The sequence below is a fragment of the Lentibacillus kimchii genome (assembly GCF_042666895.1).
Taxonomy (GTDB): domain Bacteria; phylum Bacillota; class Bacilli; order Bacillales; family Amphibacillaceae; genus Lentibacillus; species Lentibacillus kimchii.
In genome coordinates, this window is record NZ_JBHTGR010000024.1 from 23,323 (window position 1) to 41,269 (window position 17,947).

Consider the following 17,947-nt stretch of genomic DNA (forward strand, 5'->3'; position numbering starts at 1 on the left):
TTTCGACAAACTTCGGGTCGTGCCAGGCACGCAGTTCCTGTGTTTACAGAAAAAGAAACACAGGAACTGTCCTATGTTTTTCAGAGTGGGACAGTTTTTAGTCTGAGCGCATTTAAAACAACGGACACCGAACTTAAAGCCATGGCTGCTCCGGCGAGCCAAGGAGCTAGCACACCAATCATGGCAAAGGGTATCATGATAATATTGTATAGAAACGCCCAAAACAGGTTTTGCTTTATATTCCGCATTGTTTTTTTACTGATCAGGATAGCATCAACCAGTCGATTCAAATCACCTTTGATAATCGTGACATCTCCGGATTCAATTGCAATATCTGATCCCGTCCCAATGACTGCTCCGACATCAGAAACAGCAAGGGAAGGAGCATCATTAATGCCATCACCTGCCATTAGAACAGTACTGCCGTTTTGCTGTAATTGCGTGATACTAGCCGCTTTATCTTGTGGAGATACCTCTGCTTGATAGTTATCTATACCCGCTTTTTTCGCAATGACCTTGCTTGCACTTGTATTATCACCTGTCAGCATGCTTATATCGAATCCCAGTTGTTTTAAACGGGAAATGGCAGTCGCGGAAGAAGTCTTCATGTCATCTGCAACAGCTACTATTCCGGCAAAACGGGAATTGATAAATGCTATCATGACTGTTTTTCCTTCTGCCTCCATCTGTGTCATCAGCTGGTATGCTTTTTGCGGGAGGGGATGATCGTTTTTTATAAAGTACCTGGCGTTAGCAATTTTTACTTTTTTTCCGTGTACATAAGCCTGTACACCATAACCCGGGAGAGTGACCACTTGAGATGCTTTAGGAATCGCATGCATTTTCGCTTTTGCCTTATTGACAATGGCTTTTGCTACAGGATGCTCGATATCATTTTCGACCGCAGCGATTGTTTCCAAAAATGCATTTTCGCTGAAATGGTCAACGTAAATGTCTGTTATGTGAGGGAATCCCTTGGTAAGAGTCCCTGTTTTATCTAGAATTAAGGTTTTGCAGTTACCTAATAATTCTAAATGCTTCCCCTCCTTAAATAGGATTCCTAACTGCGCAGCCCGTCCGCTTCCAATCATAATGGATGTTGGTGTGGCCAGACCGAGGGCACATGGACACGCTACGATTAAAACAGCAATGACTTTTTCCAGAGCTTCGTTAAACGGCATCTCCAGAAAATCTGTATACCATGCTACTAATGGCATACATGCGATGACGATAACAATTGGTACGAAAACGCCTGTGACTCTATCGGCTATTTGCTGTATAGGTGCTTTGGAAGCTTGTGCCTCCTCTACAACATCAATGATTTGCGATAAAACCGTCTCTGAATTTCGCTTTGTAATCTCTATGGTTAGCAGACCATTTTGATTGACAGTTCCTGCATACACTGATTTATCAGCGTTTTTTTCTACTGGTATACTTTCACCGGTTAAAAGAGACTCATCAATCGTGGAATTCCCTTTGATGACTCGTCCATCGATTGGAACCTTTTCACCGGGCCTAACGATAAGGATATTACCTGGTGATAGTTGATCAACAGGCGCTTTAAATTCCTGTCCATCTTTATATAATGTTGCTGTTTTGGTTTGTAATTGGTAAAGTTTTTTGACAGCCTCAGTCGTCCGCAATTTCGTTTTTGCTTCCAATAACTTACCCAATAGAATAAATGTAATAATAAAAGCACTTGTTTCGAAATATAATGTCGGATGTCCTGGGGACGGCACAGAAAAAGACACAAACGTTATATAGTGACTATAGAAGAAAGCTGCTGATGTACTTAATACAACTAAAACATCCATGTTGGCGCTGCCGCCTTTTATGGCTTTCCAGGCCCTTTCATAAAATGGAAATCCTATTATAAACTGGATGGGAATCGTGATGGCAAGCTGAAAAAACGGGTTGGTCAATAACGTTGGCACATACATAGAAGAAGCCCAGTTAAAATGTGCAAACATGGCCCAGGCTAATGGAAAAGTGAGTAATGCCGAAACTATAAACTTCCATTGAAGAATTTTGATTTCCTTTTGTTTTTGATGATTCGATTGGTTGTCCCTTTTATCGATTTCCTTAGCTTCAAAACCAATTTTATTAATTTTACTGATGATAGCTGCCATGCTTGTCTGATTTGTGTTAAGTGTGACACGGCCCTTTTCAGTTGTTAAATTAACGTTTATTTCGGCTACCCCATCTATCTTAGAAACGACTTTCTCAATTCTTGCAGAACAAGCAGCACAATGCATTCCTGAGATTACCAGGTAATTGGTTTCTTCCATCTTAGTACCACCTTTTTAAACACTGTACTGTATTGTATTTTAAATAAAATACATTTAGAACATATAAAAAAGCAGTCTAGCTGAGCAGACTGCAAAAATGTGGATCGCTTCTGTTATGAGCTTGGGGCGGAAGGTCTGAATTTGTCCCCTAACTTAAATGTCACCATCAATCCTGTTTTGTGCAACCCTAACATAACGATTCCTGCCATCAATTGATCAAATTTTGTGTTAAAGGGGAAAGGTAGCAAGCTGAATGAATCGGCTTGTGAAGGGGAGCAGTATGGAGCAGTGGTTTGACTAATAGAAGAACTGTTTCCCATATCAATAACGGCCAATAGGATCAGCCATAAGCATGCCGGCATTAGAATAATCCCGCTTAAAAAGGCATAACGTTTCATTTCGCTTCTGCAAAGCCGCTGATTAGAATCTGGGGCTGCGATAGGCCACCACATCCCCAAAGATAACAGGAATAAAACGAATATATAGCCACTGTGTATTGGTGCACTTTTTGAAAGAATCGTTATTACAAATGGAAGGTGGTACATAAAGAATAATGCAGCAAAAACATAAAGCGCTATCTTAGGGGCAAAGAAAAGCTTGCTGATTCTATTCGATTTAAGAACTTGAGACACATGGTTAAACAGTTGATCGGGGATACCTAAGAAAAGAATAGGTGGGATTAGAAAATAAAGGACGCTCATTTGTGTCATGTGTAAACTTAATGATAGTTGACTAATATCTGCCAAAGGGCTGCCGGCTGTGATGTATAATAATCCTAAACCAACAAGAAAAAGAAGGGGCTTCATGTTCCTCAATTTCAGTTGCGTATAGCGTTTTACCAGAAAAACATATGAAATGGCTATACAACAAAGGAACCCCAACAGAGGATATCCCCATTCCAATTGATCGCCCAGCAATAATTGAAAGTATTCAATCAAATACAAATCTCCTCCTTTAATCTTTTTCTGAAATTATAAAGTATGTTAAAGAATCCCTTTTTATAATATTTATATAAAAATTTAAAATATTATAAAATGTTTAATCATATCATAGTATAACACTAGTGGTAACAGGAAGCAATAACCTGCTTATTACTTGTTATAACAGGAAATGTCATAGAGTTTTCACATAAATGTTATTGAATAATTATTCAATAAACTATATTATCGATGTTAGTTTATGATGTAATGTGTTATACAATAACAAACAAGTTATGCGGTTGAGAATATACAGGTGATTCTGCTTACTGTGTGCGATTGTGACAAATATGTCAGAGAGATTCATATTAAAAAAGGCGAGTTAAGGAGGCGGGTAAGATTGAAACGAATACTATTATTTACAACTTATCTGTTACTAATCATAATAGGCTCGGCATGCAGCAGTGAAAAGACAATCTCCGACAAGCTGGACTGGGATGTCCAAAAGTTTGAAGCGACGGATCAGGGTGGAGATACCGTTTCATTAGCTGATCTTAAGGGGAAAGTTTGGATTGCTGACTTTATCTTCACAGGCTGTACGACAGTGTGTCCGCCAATGACAGCCAACATGGCGAAACTCCAGGAAAAATTGAATGAAGCTAATGCTTCGGTTGAAGTGGTTTCATTTAGTGTTGACCCGGAGCGTGATACACAAGACATACGGAAAAAATATATTTCATCACGTGGAGGGGATTTATCAAATTGGTCTTTTTTGGGTGATTACGGTTTTGATTATGTGAAGGATCTTTCCGAATCATCATTTAAATCTGCCGTTGGAAAGCCACCGAAAGGATCAGATCAAGTCTCACATGGAACAAGGTTTTTTCTGGTTAATCAGCAGGGCACCATTGTTAAACAGTATGACGGCTATTCGGATGTGCCTTATGACAAAATAGTTGACCATGTGAAAATATTAAATTCGAAAGGTGACTAACCAATGAAAAGATTACTCGTATTAATCACTGCATGTTCACTTATGTTTCTGGCAGCTTGCAGTAGTACCAATGATGATAACGCAAACAATTCTAAAAATGATGAGGAAGCAGAAGAGTCTTTAAAGCCATTAGAAGTAGAATTTTTAACAAAAGCAGATGCCTTCCACACTGGAAAAGAAGGAACCATTAAAACAAAAGTAACAAAAGGTGACGAAAACGTTGCTGACGCAGATGAGGTCCAATTTGAAATTTGGAAGGGCGAAAATCAGGATACATCGGAAAAGTTTGAACCTGAAAATAAAGGGAAAGGCATTTATGCACTGAAACATACTTTTAATGACAAGGGTACTTATAAGGTTATTGCACACACAACAGCCCGGGACAGTCACGCCATGCCGAAACAGGAGTTTTAGGTAGGGAACGCTGAAAAGACCCATGCTAAAGGTGATCATCAGGATGCAGACGTGATGGCTAAGTTAATGAAACCAGATTCGATTCAAGCAAAAAAGGAAATTACGCTGATGCAGCATTTGCAAGACATCGGACAGTTTAAATAGTTATGAAATTGTGCTGTCCACTCAAAAAGTGCGGTGGGAATCATGAGTACTATTTCATACGCCGGTTGCAGTGACCTTCATTTGCAGTATATAGAGAGAGACAACCTCCTAGCAAAAGCACATTGCTCTATGTACTGGCAGGCCTTATTCCCGACTTCATTCAAGCCATGATGAAAGGAGGAATTTGGGATCCTCCTGAACGGAAAGGGATTCTGTTTCAAGACCCAGAAAGTCAGTTCTGCATGCTTACCGTTTACGCCATTGACATCGGGTCTTGTTATTCTTTTGTTTGCAGTTGCGACCATTTTGACATATGTCAATATACAGTCAGGAATCCAACAGTAAAGTGCAAGCAGCCAGCAAGCTGAAATTATGACGTCGCTCCATTTGAGACCCGCTAACAGCCAAATGCACGAAACGGACGGTTATGCGTATGTTGTGCAGCACAACAACACTAAAAAGCTGATAGTTCAAGTCGATGGATTGCCTAAGCTGGAAGGTACAGAAACTTATCAAGTGTGGTTGTTAAAAGATGGCAAACGTTTGAATGCAGGTATATTTAATACAGATGAATCTGGGTCAGGAGCGTTGACACATATGCTATCTCAAGATGAAGATTTTGACCAAACCGGCATTACAAAGGATCCAAAACTGGATGATACCCAGCCGGAAGGAAAAAAGCGGTGGGATCATAAGACTGACATACAAAAGCAAGGAATAGCAGAATTCTCGGATAATGAAAAAGGTGAATACCGAGCAAAAATTCTATTAATATGCTGGCGTGCATCAACGAGCGCATCGTCGCTTTGGGCGATCGTTTAACAGATGAGCAGTTTTTAAATAAAAAGTAACTGTTTTCCTTTAAAGATAGGTAGCAGTTACTTTTTTCTTCCGCGTTAATATAAACGATGTGACAATGGTTAGCTAACTTTTTGGCTTGTTAGGATGTAAGGGTATTTTTTCAAGTAAATCATGACTTTCTGCATGATACGCATTCATTTCAACAGGAGCGTAAACGAAGTTCGACAAACTTCGGGTCGTGACAGGCACCCCTCCAATGTTAAATCATGTTATATATAATAAATTTTAACATTTATGTCACACATATTGGTATTTTGACGTGTTATATTGGCTATAGTGATCCTAAAGCAAGGCAAACGAAGGAGGCGACGAGGTGTTTCCGATTGAGAGGCAGGAACAGATTAAACAACTGATTCAGATGAACAAGACACTAAGGATTAGTGAGCTGAGTGAGCGATTTAACGTTTCTGAAATGACTATTCATCGTGATCTTAATCCTTTGGTTGAGGAAGGCCTGATCAGCAAATTTTCGGGCGGCATGTCACTTATCGAAAAGAATTATCAAACATTAAGTGATCCGAACAATTGTGTCTATTGTTACAAACCGAATCGTTCGAACATGGTCTATCATTTAATTCTGCCCGGCGGCGAGATTGAATCGGCTTGCTGCGCGCATTGCGGCTTGCTGAGGCATCGTCAGTTGGGTCAAGAGGTATCCCATGCGATTTGCTATGATTTTTTCCTGAATACAACCATCAGTGCTTCGCTAACCTGGTTTGTCATGGATACGACGTTGAACGTTGCCTGTTGTCAGCCACAAGTTCTCACATTCGCTAACGGAGCGGATGCCAGGAAATTTGTTAACGGATTTGGTGGAACCGTTTATGGTTTCCGCGAAGCCATGGACACGGTCTATCAGCAAATGTTTGAGCATTCCGAGTGCTGTGATGATGACTAAAATGAAGTTATTAATGGGAGGGTTAAACTATGAACAATAAACTTTCGCTCGTTCTATTGCTAATACCTTTGGCACTGTTGGCATCGTGCGGCGACGACGATGATAATGAATCAGTCGATATGGATGACGTCAAAATGCTGAAGGTCGATTTTGAGCCGCCTAAGACAGTAGATGTCGATAAAACCTTTGAATTAAAAGCCAACGTTACCTATGGCGATAGCAAAGTAACGGATGCCGAGGAGATGAGATTTGAATACTGGAAGAAGGGTGACAAAGATAACAGCACATTCGTAAAAGGCGACAATAATGAAGACGGGACCTATACAACAGACGTATCTTTCGACGATGACGGTGTCTACGAAGTATATGCTCATACATCAGCGCGCGATCTGCACACCATGCCGAAACGCTATATCGCTGTCGGGGATGCGACTGAAGAAGATGTCGACAAAGCTAAAGAGGACAAGAAGCATGAAAACGAAGATGGAAGCGATAACGATGAGTAACATCAAGAGTACAACAAAGGAGCGGTGGATATGACAGATCGCGTCGACTTGAGGAGGCTGTACGCCAAAAAGTCTCATTTAGCCAACCTGATCGTCCTGTTCATGGCATTTTTCATACTATTGTCCTACACGCCCGCCGCCGAGGCGCATGCCACTTTGGTGGAAATGGAGCCTGCGGAGGACGTGGTGGCAGACAAACCGCCATCGGAGCTGATGCTGCGCTTTAACGAACCGGTCGAGCACGATCTGGCTATGGTCAACGTTTATGATGTTAACGCCCAGCCCGTTTTCACAGGCAATCCTGATAATGAGGAGGAAAAATCACCTAAACTGACATTTTCGCTCCCGGAACTGGACAACGGGACATACACGGTTAACTGGGACGCTGTCTCGGCCGACGGGCATCCCGTTAGTGGTACATATGCCTTTTCGGTTGGTGAGGCAACCGAAAGCGGCGTCAATACGGTTGATGAAAGCAATGGGACGGAAGGGACGCTCATCGCCTCACGAATCATCCCCGAAGTGCTCATTCTGCTCGGTGCTGGTCTGTTCTGGTTTGCGTGGCTGGCGGAACGAAAAGGTTTTCCCGGAATTGATGTGCTCTGGAGCAAACGGCGCTATATCGGAGCCACTCTCCTGTTCCTCGGGACGATGGCGGAACTCGTCACCTATAGTCTGTCACTTCCGCCGGGCATCATCCAAGTGATCCTGAACGGCAGATGGGAACTGTTAGGGCAATTTCCGTTTATCCTGATGCTCTTCGCGCAGCTGCTTTTCCTGATTCTGCTGGTTATTCCAGGCATGGAGCGCGGCTGGTATTTGGCACTCTGGCTCCTGCTGGCGGTGACACTCGCGTTTGGCGGCCATGTATGGGGCATGAAGGATCCGATTATAGCTCTCATTCCGCGTATCTTTCATCTATTGGCCATGGCTTTATGGCTGGGTGCCTTAGCTTATGTGATGTTGCTGGTTATTTCAGAAAAGCGGCAGAAAACGTCGGTTGACTGGCAAGCGTTCAGACCATTCTTTGTTTACAAGATGATCGCGGCTTCTGCACTGGTTGTTATATCAGGTGTGGTTATGGTCTATCTCCAGACCGGTATCACAGCTGTGTTCACCGACTGGAAAACATGGAGCGGCGTCGTCATCGCGAAAGTTTTATTAACTATGGTTATGGGAGGCTTGGCCTTATACCAAACTTTGAAATGGCGAAAAAGACAAACGTTCACAACCAGACGTTTGGTCCGGACAGAATGGCTGGTCGGTCTGGCTGTTATGATACTAGGCGTATGGCTGAGCCAGATTGCTTATCCGATTTCGGTCGAAACGTATGATGAAACCTTAGTGACCGATAATCAAGAAGCTGAGATCCATATTGATGAGCTGCAGACAGGCGACCGGACCATGACCGCGTCGATTCCCGAATTGGACGGCGAACAGCCCGAAAGCGTCGAGGCAAAAGTCACCATGCCGCAGCATGACATGGGTTCGGATGACATAAAGGCTGAAGAAAATGATGAAGGAAACTACACGGCCGAGCTGCCATTTTCGATGTCCGGCACATGGCATTTGGAAATGACAGCGACATACTCGGATCATGAGAAAGTCAAATGGGAAGATGACGTCTATATGGCTGGTCAAGGAGATTAAAACAAATACACTTATGGAGGTAATGATATGACACATAAAAAATGGATCGCACCACTCGTGGTATTACTGGCACTGTTTCTGACAGCACCCGCTGCAAGTGCCCACGTGACACTCCACCCGGAAAAGAGCTCAACCGACGCTTGGGCGAAATACACTGTGCGTGTTCCAGTCGAAAAGGATATGAATACAACCAAATTAGAACTGGACGTTCCGGAAGAGGCTGATCTGGTTAGTGTCATGCCGAAAGAAGGCTGGGATTATGAACTGGAAAAAGACGACGATGACGTTATTACATCCGTTACCTGGGAAGCAACGGATGGTGGTGTTGGCCCCAATGAATTTACCGAATTCAATATGGTCGTGACCAACCCCAGCGAGCCGACTGACGTGAGCTGGAACGCCTACCAAACGTATGAAGACGGCTCCGTCGTGGAATGGGACGGCGGCCCTGATTCAGACGAGCCAGCTCCCGTCACCAAGGTTGTGTCAGGTGACGCGACCGCTCAGCATAGTGATGACAATGATTCGAGTGACGCGACCCAAGCTGACGACAATACCGATGAAGCGAGTACAACGTCAGGCGGCAGCAACTGGCTGCCGATCACCCTTAGCGCTGTCGCCATTTTGTTGGCAGTCATTAGCTTGTTCCGTAAACGTTCCTGAAATCCGGATAGTTTCATGAGGGATGCCAATCACGTATGGTTTAGCATCCCTTTTTTGTTGTGATGGATGGCAGGATTTGAGTCATTTTATATAGAAAAATTGTTTTGTTTATGTACCTGTCACCTAACAGGAGAGTAGTTATAAATTCGGGTCGTGACAGGCCTCTAGGTGTTCGCGCGTTTTTCAGCGTCCTCGCGTGCTTTTTCTGTCACCGGGACTCTCGGCCGTTCGAACGGCATGCGATTTCACCCATACGCATGACGAACGCAGGAAGAACGACACAGATCATTCCGTGCTTATTGCTAAATCAAACATAATAAACGAGAACGACGACTGATGCATACAACCTCAAAATAATCCCCTTGAATGCCTGAACCAGGGCATGACGGAATTTTAGTACTTTGATCAAACGTTTGATCAAGGTTTATGGTTGTACTTGCCACTTATTTTGTAACGGGTGGTCTGATATATGCCAATATCTTAAAACTTTTCGGTATTCAATTAGGCCCTTGCTGGCTGTGGTTGATAAAAACAGTGATCTCTATTGCATTGAGTGAATCGCCTGTCTTAGAGTAGACAGGCTTTTTTAATTTAGAGACAGCGCATGCTGTTAATGGATGTGACTCGTATCATAGCAAACAAAAAAACCGGCGAATTGTTTAAGACAAGAGCCAGCTCATTAAAGCTGCTCATGAATATAGTAACGTATATTGAAAATAAAGGAGGGAAAATATATGTGGAAGAAAAAGTTTGATCAGGACGGGAACCAGAAGTTTGCTTTTTCGCAATCAAACGCTGATTGTGACTGTGATAATAACCATCATGTCGATAACGACAGTGACTTAAAGAGCAGAAATCGCAAGTTTAATAGTGCCAGGATCACGAGAAGTGGTAATTCTTATGTTGATGTTAATACAGATGATAATAAACGTAAAAACCATCAAAACCATCATCAAGACAAATGTAAAAACCATCATCACCGCAAACGTAAAAATCATCGCTACAAACGCAACGACTGCCATTAATCGGTAGTAGTGGGGTTATTTATTACCTCACTACTGCTTCTCATAAGGGGGGAGTATATTGGAACATGCTCAAGACAATGTAAGACCAATAGATGTCACAAATGACCAGCAATCCTCAATTGACTATAGTGGTAATTCAAATGTCGATGTCGACGTTAATGTTGATACAACGCCGATTGCGTATGCCATGCTATGCTCACTTTTAGCTACAAACCAAATGTCTAACAGCGAATTTGAGTCTGCTGTAAGCGAATTAGATGACTTAACCATGAAAGATGGAAAACACCACCCTATAAGAAGCCGTAATGATCTATCCCAGGTAAAAGTAAAAAAACAGCTAAGAAGGTGAAACAGCCTTCTTGCTGTACATAATTTATAGCCTGCTCATTAAGCCGTGCACGCATCATCCCTAAATGGTGTTATATATTTTTAATGTTTTTGTAACGGTACATGCTGTATTTTCATGATAGAATGCCGGTCGTTAAATATTATTCGATTAAAGCCCTATAGCGAAGCAAAAGCTAACAAAGGACTCAAGATAATACAGATGACTCATCCGATATACATTAGAGGGAGAAACAATGGAACGTAACAACATGATTGACTATGTGAAGGGCTTTGCCATTCTTTTTGTGGTGGCCATCCACACGAAAGCAGTTCAGGGTGCTCATCTTGGCATAATAGATGGTGATGATGCTAACTTTATCATTAACACATTGGCACGATTTGCGGTGCCTTTTTTCTTTGCAGCATCAGGCTATTTATTTGTACAGAAGCTGAACACAATTCAGCGAGACAATAAAAATGCGGAACAGGTTCAGTATGCTAAAAAATATATTCGTAAACTGATCAAGCTGTATCTAGCATGGTTTATCTTTTATTTTCTGTTTGAGCTAGCTGTCAATTTTATTGAGACAGAAAAAAACAGTGCTGCATTATGGAATATGTTTACAAATTATATCGACCATTTCAGCCTATGGAGCTTTATATACCTTGGCGACGGCTGGCCAGTCTATCATTTATGGTTTTTGCCAGCACTTATATGGGCGATACTTATTTTATTCCTGTTCATTCAAATGCGATTAATACGGGTATTATTCGTTGTGAGTATCGGACTGCATCTAATCGGTTTATTTGGTCAGTCCTATTCGTTTCTTTTCGATATACCCTTTAACACGCGAGACGGTATCTTTTTTGCGTTATTTTATGTAACGCTTGGCGGCATGATGGCCAAGTATCCAGTCTTCGCCAGCTTTGCGCGAAAGATGCCGACCCGTTCTGCTGTTATTTGGCTTGGCATTCTTTCATGCGTGCAAATACTGGAGGGATTTATCACATTACAAGTGTACGACGGCAAAGCAGAAAATTATTTTATCTCAACTATTCCATTGGTGATCGTACTATTTTTGCTGGTTATCAAACATAATCAGATGGGAAAGGGTTCCGTTATGGCTAAAATCGGTGCGAAGGCAGTGGGTATTTATGTGTCACATGTGTTTATTATGGCGTCTATTCACATTCTGATGCACCGAATGGGATTGACCATGGTGGAAGATTGGCTTCTATGGAAAGTGATAATCACACCAATCGTACTTTTACTGGCTTTTATCTTTTATAACCTATTACAGAACGGCAAGAAACTAGCTTCTTAGGTGCCAGGTACATACACTGTTCCGAATATTTACAATTGTGTATGTACCTGGCACTTGTTACTTGTTAGCAGCATCTCTCCAGATTTCTTTCGCGGTATCGGCGACAAAGGCCAGTTTAGCCCATTGTTGTTCTTCGGTCAGTTTGTTTCCGTGATGGGTAGAGGCGAATCCGCACTGCGGGCTTAATCCCAGTTGCTCGAGCGGCACGTAGCGGGCTGCCTCATGCACTTGAGCGATCACGTCTTGGCGGTTTTCCAGCTCGCCCGATTTAGAGGTGACCAGCCCAAGGATGACGCGCGGGCCGCCTTCCGGAATGTAGGCCAGCGGTTCAAAACCACCGGAGCGCTCATCATCGTATTCCAGGAAGAATCCATCGACGTTGGCTTCGGCAAAAACGTTGGGTGCGATCCGGTCGTAGCTGCCGCCTTCATAGGCCCATGATGAGCGGTAGTTGCCGCGGCACATATGAACGGTCACGGTTAAGTCGTCCGGCTTATAGGCGAGACTCTCATTCAGCACTCGAACAGCCAGATCAATCAACGCGCCACGCTGCTCGCCTGGATCCGCATTCCATGGGACATAGTCTGCCGCCAGTCCCGATATATAGACATCGTCAAGCTGCAGATAGCGGAGCCCGGCATCATAAAATGTCTGAATCGCCTTCTGATACGTCTTGATCAGATCATCTGCATAGCTCTCCAGATCCGGATATATGGCAGGATTCCGCGTACCGTCATTAAAGAACAGATTCGGACTCGGGAGGGTGAATTTAACTTCAGCACGCCCGTCGACAATGGCTATCAGATCTTTTAAATCTTGTACAAAAGGATGATCCGGATTAAACGAAATCTCACCGGTGTTCCGGATACCGTGTTTTTCCACCTTTTCACCATTAAAATCAGCGCCTTGCTCCGGAATATAGGCCTCAAACCCGTTCAAGTTTTCCATGAAATCAAAATTGAAAAATCGGCGGCGAAATTCCCCGTCCGTAACAGCTGGCAAACCTGTCTCCAGCTGTTTATCAACCGCCCGTTCAATCTCCTCATTCTCAACGCTGCGCAGCTTCTCAGCGGAAATGGTGCCTTGCTCAAAATTATCTCTTGCCTCGTGCAGGCGGTCGGGCCGCAGCAGGCTTCCCACCTGATCAGCTGAAAATGGTGCTTTCGTTGTGACGTTCGTCATAGTTAAGCCTCCTCATAAAGATACTTCTCTAAGGCAAAATGGCAAATGACCGTACCGGAAAACCGGACGCTCCTTTGGTTTTGGGTACGATATTAAAGATGACGGCGCCTTTTGCCGGAACCTGATCAAGATTGGTCATCACTTCCACTTGAAACGTATCCTGATTCAGCACGTAGTATTCGGCGACAAGTGCGCCATTCTTCCGGAAATCTGCAGCCGAATCGGTATCAAATGTCTCGTGACCGATGGCTTTAATATGGCGCTGTTCGAATAAAAACTGCAGCGCCTCAACGGACCAGCCCGGCATATGGCTATTGCCCGCGTCATCTTTGTTCTCAAAGGCATCCTGCTCTGGCCAGCGCTTGCTCCAGTCAGTTCGGAGCGCGACAAACGAACCAGGCTCAATCTCACCGTGTTCTTGTTCAAATGCCCGGATATCGTCGATGCTCAATGTAAAGTCAGGGTTGCGCGCGGCCGCCGCTGACTGATCAATCACAATGAGCGGCAGCACCAGTTCCTGGAGCTCCAGCTCATGCACATAACGCTGATCCCCCGGTACAAAATGGATTGGCGCGTCGATATGTGTTCCGTACTGTCCCGGAACGGTGAACGCTTGCGCAAAAAAGCCATCATCATGATCGAACAGCGTCTCAAATTCAGCCGCGTTAAATGCGGAAAAATGCGGTGAATCCGGCCCAAATGCATGTGTCAGATCAATCCATTTTTTCTGCTTTAAAACATTGAACGCCTCAATTAGCGAATTAACCATCGTGATCATCACCCCTTAAATGAAAGCGGAAAGCAAAACAAATAGGATACTAAAAAAGTCTCTTCAATTAAGAAGAGACTTGAATACGATCATTTGCTCTTCTTATCTTAAGCGCCGCACGCCTTCTGGAATTAGCACAGTCACAGACCGATGCTGAGGCTTCCAAGGGCCAGTCCCTCCACCTCTCTGGATAAGAATATATTGCTTCCGTTTTGTTATTAACTACCACAATACATCTGTTATAATAAAAAGTCAACAAAGAATTTTGAAATTTTTTGGTGCCAGGTACATAAATAATGCGAATTGTTTATGTACCTGGCACCACGCACCGCAGGATGTGATAGAATGATAGATATACACAGCCATATATTACCGGGGATTGACGACGGCCACAGACGATCGCCGGCTATGTCCGCGATTTTAATGAGATGCTGGCCCAGGAAGGGATACCGCTCACGGTTTTGCCGGGGCAGGAGTCGCGGATACACGGTGAAATGGCGGACAGGCTCCTGACCGGTGACATTATGCCGCTGAATCAGACGACGAGCTATGTCTTTGTCGAATTACCGTCCGGTCATGTGCCGCGCTATAGCAAGCAATTGTTTTTCGATTTACAAGTGCAGGGCTACATCCCTGTGATCGTGCATCCCGAGCGTAATCGCGAACTTATGGAGCGTCCAGACGAACTGCAGGATTTGGTTAAACACGGCGCGCTCTCACAGGTGACAGCTGCCTGCCTGTCCGGACATTTTGGTAAAAAACGGCAAAAATACGCCAATCAGCTGATCAACGCCAATCTGTCGCATTTCATTGCCTCAGATGCGCATAACACGACATCGCGCGGATTTTGCCTGCAGGAAGCGTATGCGGTGCTGGACAAGGAGCACGGCGCGGACGTCGCGGCGGCCTTCTCGGAAATTGCGAGCTGCTGGTGGCCGGCCAAACGGTTAACCGCCTGCCGCCTGAGTCCATCAAGAAAAAGTCATTTCTCGGTTTGTTTAAATAAAATGAGCGGGAGCATGCCACAGCATGACCAACCTGGTACGATTACTCCAATGCAGGGGAGATCGTTTGCTCAACGTCATGCTTGCTGATGCTCTCGTACTATTAATCTTGCACGTTTAACAAAAAACCTGCCAGCGAATTGCTTGCGATTGTGAAAGCTGTTACCCTATTTGTGACTAGCAGCATTGGGCAAAACGCATTCGCCGATAAATAGTCTGCAGCCACTATATAGGGGAATGCCCAATGACGATGAAATGCATTCCGACGACGTTTATGAGAAAATTTATGCCGGACGCGTTAACGAACGCGCTCATGCAGCGGATCAACACAAAAATACTAGGAAGACTATACAAGAATTGTAGACTTAGAGGAGGTTATCGTTTGGCTACTGTTAAGAAAGCTATTATCCCTGCAGCCGGTCTGGGCACACGTTTTTTGCCGGCAACAAAAGCCATGCCGAAAGAAATGCTTCCGATCGTGGATAAACCGACGATCCAATACATCGTCGAGGAAGCGATTGAATCAGGCATCGAGGATATTATTATCGTCACCGGCAAACATAAACGCGCGATTGAAGACCATTTCGACCGCAACTTTGAACTTGAATACACACTAAAGCAAAAAGAAAAGTATGATTTGCTCGAAAAAGTTAATGACATATCAGACGTGGATATCCATTACATCAGGCAAAAAGAACCAAAAGGACTGGGACATGCCGTCTGGTCCGCACGGAAATTTATCGGCAACGACCCATTCGCTGTCCTGCTGGGTGATAATATCGTCGAATCCGAAACACCTGGCCTGAGGCAGCTGATCGAACAGTATGAGCAAACGGCAAGCTCTGTCATCGGCGTCCAGCAAGTCCCCGATGAGGAAACGAATCGCTATGGCATCGTGGATCCGGATATAAAGGAAGACCGGCGCTACAAAGTCAATTACTTCGTCGAAAAACCCGCCCAGGATGAGGCCCCATCTAATTTGGCGATCATGGGCCGCTACGTCTTGACGCCTAAGATTTTCGAGCATCTTGATAAACATGAAATCGGTGCCGGCGGCGAAATCCAGCTCACTGATGCCATCCAGATGCTGAATCAGGAACAGGACGTCTACGCCTATGACTTTGCAGGCAAACGCTATGACGTTGGTGAAAAATTTGGCTTTATTCAAACAACGTTGGAGTTTGCGATGAAGGATCCGGATATAGGCGATGATGTCACGGCGCTGATCAAGCGTTTGGCCGCTGAACATGACTAATCACGGTGGCTTGGCTTCTATCTGTCTAAAAACTGCTGGATGAAGGCTGCCGCGTCATTGGGATTGATAATCTCAATGACTATTACGACGTGAATTTAAAACATGCCCGGCTGGATCAGCTTGTGCCGTTTGAACGGTTCACTTTTTACGAAGAAGATATCTCCAACAAGGATAAGCTGATGGCCATTTTCGCGGAGCACCAGCCGGATGTTGTCGCTAATATGGCGGCTCAGGCAGGGGTGCGCTATTCGATTGAGCATCCGGATGTTTATATCCAGAGCAATCTCATTGGCTTTTACAATCTGCTGGAGGCTTGCCGCTATTATCCGGTGGAGCATCTCGTGTATGCCTCGTCCAGTTCGGTCTATGGGGCGAACAAAAAGGTGCCGTTTGAGGAGACGGATTTCGTGGACAACCCGGCGTCACTGTATGCTGCCACAAAGAAGTCGAATGAGTTGATGGCCCATACATACAGTCATTTATATGATATTCCGGCCACAGGACTGCGCTTCTTCACGGTATACGGGCCGCTTGGGCGTCCGGACATGGCGTATTTCGGCTTCACGGACAAGTATTTCGCCGGCGAGCCGATCAAGATCTTCAACAACGGCGACTTCGAGAACGATCTGTATCGTGATTTCACCTACATTGACGATATCATCATGGGCGTGGAGCGTTTGCTGAGCCATCCGCCCGAGAGAGATGAGGATGGCAGTGATCCGCACCGTGTCTTTAACATCGGCAACAACAGTCCAGAACGACTGATGACATTTATCAGTACCCTGGAAAAAGCGCTGAGCAAAGCATTAGGGCGTGAGGCTGAATTTAATAAGGAATATGAATCGATTAAGCCAGGTGATGTTCCTGCGACTTATGCGGCGACGGATAAGCTTGATCAGGCGATTAGATTTAAGCCGGAGACGTCGATAGAGGACGGGCTGGAGACATTTGCGGAGTGGTATGTGGGGTATTATGGGAAGAAATGAGAAAACGGCCGACATGGCCGTTTTTACTGAAAGAATAATAATATTAAAAATGAGCTGTCATAGACAGCCCATTTAGCCCTTCCTTTTCACATATGAAAAGAACGGTTAATTTACTGAAGCTTGTTATCGGCTGAACTTCACGGATAAATATTACGCCGGCAAGACCATCAAGATCTTCAACAATGGCGATTTTGAGAACGACCTTCACCGTGATTTCACCTACATCGACGATATCATCATGGGCGTGGAGCGCCTCCTGAGTCATCCGGCCGAGAGAGAACCGAAGATGGCGATCCGAGCCGTGTCTTCGACATCGGCAATAATAGTCCAGAACGGCTCATGATATTTATTGGTGCGCTGGAGAAAGCGCTGAGCAAAGCATTGGGGCGAGAGGTTAAGTTTAATAAAGAGTATGAACCTATTAAGGCAGGTGACGTGCCGGATACATATGCATTGACGGACAAGCTGTATCAGGCGATTGGATTTAAGCCGGAGACATCGATAGAGGACGGATTGGAGAAGTTTACGTATTATGGGAAGGCGTAGGAAACGACCGTATGGCTGTTTTTTATGTAAGTATGCATTCTAGGGGATGTACTTATAAGGCTACGGTCATTGAATTATTATAATCATCTAGAGAGCGTAAAATAGTTTGTGTAAATCGCAATGACTCAATAATGGTCATAGAAAAAGGAAGACCCTTTCCTGTAGAATAGAGTTAGCCAAAACACACCCACAG

The 17,947-nt window shown here is 44.3% G+C and carries 16 protein-coding genes, 3 pseudogenes and 1 riboswitch; of the genes and pseudogenes, 15 read left to right on the forward strand and 4 right to left on the reverse strand.

All coding sequences use genetic code 11. The features are described from left to right. Positions 1–80: 80 nt before the first annotated feature. On the reverse strand, positions 81–2,288 hold the full coding sequence (locus ACFQU8_RS09365) for a heavy metal translocating P-type ATPase (protein WP_382359056.1): 2,208 nt from the start codon (positions 2,286–2,288) through the stop codon (positions 81–83). A gap of 113 nt (positions 2,289–2,401) precedes the next feature. Further along, entirely contained in the window at positions 2,402–3,226 is an 825-nt protein-coding gene (locus ACFQU8_RS09370) for a cytochrome c oxidase assembly protein (protein WP_382359059.1), read from the reverse strand. A 379-nt stretch (positions 3,227–3,605) separates the two neighbouring features. On the opposite strand from ACFQU8_RS09370, the gene ACFQU8_RS09375 reads away from it, so the two are divergent. The 11 genes from ACFQU8_RS09375 to ACFQU8_RS09425 all read left to right on the forward strand — a co-directional run bounded on the left by ACFQU8_RS09375 (position 3,606) and on the right by ACFQU8_RS09425 (position 12,012). Continuing rightward, positions 3,606–4,199, forward strand: coding sequence for an SCO family protein (locus tag ACFQU8_RS09375; RefSeq protein ID WP_382359062.1), 594 nt, complete (start codon positions 3,606–3,608; stop codon positions 4,197–4,199). A gap of 3 nt (positions 4,200–4,202) precedes the next feature. After that, entirely contained in the window at positions 4,203–4,613 is a 411-nt protein-coding gene (locus ACFQU8_RS09380) for a FixH family protein (RefSeq protein ID WP_382359065.1), read from the forward strand. A gap of 516 nt (positions 4,614–5,129) precedes the next feature. Continuing rightward, positions 5,130–5,579, forward strand: coding sequence for an anti-sigma factor (locus ACFQU8_RS09385; protein WP_382359068.1), 450 nt, complete (start codon positions 5,130–5,132; stop codon positions 5,577–5,579). A gap of 352 nt (positions 5,580–5,931) precedes the next feature. Then, complete coding sequence (locus tag ACFQU8_RS09390; RefSeq protein ID WP_382359071.1) at positions 5,932–6,516, forward strand: DeoR family transcriptional regulator; 585 nt, start codon at positions 5,932–5,934, stop codon at positions 6,514–6,516. 29 nt (positions 6,517–6,545) lie between these two features. Beyond that, positions 6,546–7,022, forward strand: coding sequence for a FixH family protein (locus ACFQU8_RS09395; protein WP_382359074.1), 477 nt, complete (start codon positions 6,546–6,548; stop codon positions 7,020–7,022). A 30-nt stretch (positions 7,023–7,052) separates the two neighbouring features. Beyond that, the gene (locus ACFQU8_RS09400; RefSeq protein ID WP_382359077.1) at positions 7,053–8,672 is read left to right on the forward strand and encodes a copper resistance protein CopC; all 1,620 of its coding nucleotides are present in this window, start codon (positions 7,053–7,055) and stop codon (positions 8,670–8,672) included. Positions 8,673–8,699: 27 nt separating this feature from the next. Then, the gene (locus tag ACFQU8_RS09405) at positions 8,700–9,335 is read left to right on the forward strand and encodes a YcnI family copper-binding membrane protein (RefSeq protein WP_382359080.1); all 636 of its coding nucleotides are present in this window, start codon (positions 8,700–8,702) and stop codon (positions 9,333–9,335) included. Between the two features lie 604 nt (positions 9,336–9,939). After that, positions 9,940–10,089: a hypothetical protein gene (locus tag ACFQU8_RS09410; protein WP_382359083.1), complete on the forward strand. Its 150-nt coding sequence runs from the start codon at positions 9,940–9,942 to the stop codon at positions 10,087–10,089. Then, positions 10,070–10,360, forward strand: a complete 291-nt coding sequence (locus ACFQU8_RS09415; RefSeq protein ID WP_382359086.1) for a hypothetical protein — start codon at positions 10,070–10,072, stop codon at positions 10,358–10,360. The genes ACFQU8_RS09410 and ACFQU8_RS09415 overlap by 20 nt, the downstream gene beginning before the upstream one ends. 58 nt (positions 10,361–10,418) lie before the next feature. Then, a complete protein-coding gene (locus tag ACFQU8_RS09420) occupies positions 10,419–10,709 on the forward strand; it encodes a hypothetical protein (RefSeq protein WP_382359089.1) in 291 nt (96 codons plus the stop codon). 232 nt (positions 10,710–10,941) lie between these two features. Beyond that, positions 10,942–12,012, forward strand: a complete 1,071-nt coding sequence (locus ACFQU8_RS09425) for an acyltransferase (RefSeq protein ID WP_382359091.1) — start codon at positions 10,942–10,944, stop codon at positions 12,010–12,012. A gap of 57 nt (positions 12,013–12,069) precedes the next feature. Here the strand turns inward: ACFQU8_RS09425 and ACFQU8_RS09430 are convergent, their stop codons facing one another. Further along, positions 12,070–13,194 carry a 5-methyltetrahydropteroyltriglutamate--homocysteine S-methyltransferase gene (locus ACFQU8_RS09430; RefSeq protein WP_382359094.1) on the reverse strand — a complete coding sequence of 375 codons (1,125 nt, stop codon included), beginning with the start codon at positions 13,192–13,194 and terminating at the stop codon, positions 12,070–12,072. Between the two features lie 28 nt (positions 13,195–13,222). After that, the gene (locus ACFQU8_RS09435) at positions 13,223–13,963 is read right to left on the reverse strand and encodes a cyclase family protein (protein WP_382359097.1); all 741 of its coding nucleotides are present in this window, start codon (positions 13,961–13,963) and stop codon (positions 13,223–13,225) included. A gap of 99 nt (positions 13,964–14,062) precedes the next feature. Further along, a riboswitch (SAM riboswitch) is annotated at positions 14,063–14,160 on the reverse strand. A 148-nt stretch (positions 14,161–14,308) separates the two neighbouring features. Between ACFQU8_RS09435 and ACFQU8_RS09440 the strand changes: the two are divergent. From ACFQU8_RS09440 to ACFQU8_RS09455, 4 genes and pseudogenes are all read left to right on the forward strand, one after another. Next, positions 14,309–14,969 (forward strand): annotated as a pseudogene (locus ACFQU8_RS09440) (tyrosine-protein phosphatase). A 380-nt stretch (positions 14,970–15,349) separates the two neighbouring features. Continuing rightward, the gene (galU, locus tag ACFQU8_RS09445) at positions 15,350–16,222 is read left to right on the forward strand and encodes a UTP--glucose-1-phosphate uridylyltransferase GalU (RefSeq protein ID WP_382359100.1); all 873 of its coding nucleotides are present in this window, start codon (positions 15,350–15,352) and stop codon (positions 16,220–16,222) included. Between the two features lie 21 nt (positions 16,223–16,243). After that, positions 16,244–17,208 (forward strand): annotated as a pseudogene (locus tag ACFQU8_RS09450) (NAD-dependent epimerase/dehydratase family protein). Between the two features lie 136 nt (positions 17,209–17,344). Then, a pseudogene (locus ACFQU8_RS09455) lies at positions 17,345–17,754 on the forward strand (NAD-dependent epimerase); the annotation flags it as partial. Positions 17,755–17,947: the final 193 nt, after the last annotated feature.

What these genes read in the sequence shown, in the direction of transcription:
- ACFQU8_RS09400 (WP_382359077.1), top strand. Translation starts at nt 7,053, where the DNA reads ATGACAGATCGCGTCGACTTGAGGAGGCTGTACGCCAAAAAGTCTCAT.
- ACFQU8_RS09435 (WP_382359097.1), bottom strand. Translation starts at nt 13,963, where the DNA reads ATGGTTAATTCGCTAATTGAGGCGTTCAATGTTTTAAAGCAGAAAAAA.
- ACFQU8_RS09430 (WP_382359094.1), bottom strand. Translation starts at nt 13,194, where the DNA reads ATGACGAACGTCACAACGAAAGCACCATTTTCAGCTGATCAGGTGGGA.
- ACFQU8_RS09415 (WP_382359086.1), top strand. Translation starts at nt 10,070, where the DNA reads ATGTGGAAGAAAAAGTTTGATCAGGACGGGAACCAGAAGTTTGCTTTT.
- ACFQU8_RS09405 (WP_382359080.1), top strand. Translation starts at nt 8,700, where the DNA reads ATGACACATAAAAAATGGATCGCACCACTCGTGGTATTACTGGCACTG.
- ACFQU8_RS09385 (WP_382359068.1), top strand. Translation starts at nt 5,130, where the DNA reads ATGACGTCGCTCCATTTGAGACCCGCTAACAGCCAAATGCACGAAACG.
- ACFQU8_RS09410 (WP_382359083.1), top strand. Translation starts at nt 9,940, where the DNA reads ATGCTGTTAATGGATGTGACTCGTATCATAGCAAACAAAAAAACCGGC.
- ACFQU8_RS09395 (WP_382359074.1), top strand. Translation starts at nt 6,546, where the DNA reads ATGAACAATAAACTTTCGCTCGTTCTATTGCTAATACCTTTGGCACTG.
- ACFQU8_RS09425 (WP_382359091.1), top strand. Translation starts at nt 10,942, where the DNA reads ATGGAACGTAACAACATGATTGACTATGTGAAGGGCTTTGCCATTCTT.
- ACFQU8_RS09365 (WP_382359056.1), bottom strand. Translation starts at nt 2,288, where the DNA reads ATGGAAGAAACCAATTACCTGGTAATCTCAGGAATGCATTGTGCTGCT.
- ACFQU8_RS09380 (WP_382359065.1), top strand. Translation starts at nt 4,203, where the DNA reads ATGAAAAGATTACTCGTATTAATCACTGCATGTTCACTTATGTTTCTG.